Consider the following 291-nt stretch of genomic DNA (forward strand, 5'->3'; position numbering starts at 1 on the left):
ACGAGAACGCGACCAACCTGATTCCCGTGCTGCGCCCGCTGATCAGTCCGAACAACACCATCAACGTCAACCCCGGAAACAACTCGCTGGTGATCACCGACTACGCCGACAACCTGCAGCGCCTGGCGCGCATCGTCGCGGCGATGGACGTCTCCAACGCCAGCGACGTGGAGGTGATCCCGCTGCACAACGCCGTTGCCAGCGACCTGGCGCCGCTCGTGGCGCGCCTGATCGAGGGCGGCAGTAGCACCACACCGGCGGCGGCCCCGGGCCAGAGCGACACGGCGTTCA

At 67.4% G+C, this 291-nt stretch carries 1 protein-coding gene; it reads left to right on the top strand.

The window, feature by feature from the left end; translation table 11 throughout:
• A partial coding sequence (locus VTU_RS25870) for a secretin N-terminal domain-containing protein (protein WP_010101829.1) occupies positions 1–291 on the top strand: 291 nt, incomplete at both ends.

The sequence above is a fragment of the Verminephrobacter aporrectodeae subsp. tuberculatae At4 genome, assembly GCF_000193225.1.
Lineage (GTDB): Bacteria > Pseudomonadota > Gammaproteobacteria > Burkholderiales > Burkholderiaceae_C > Acidovorax > Acidovorax aporrectodeae.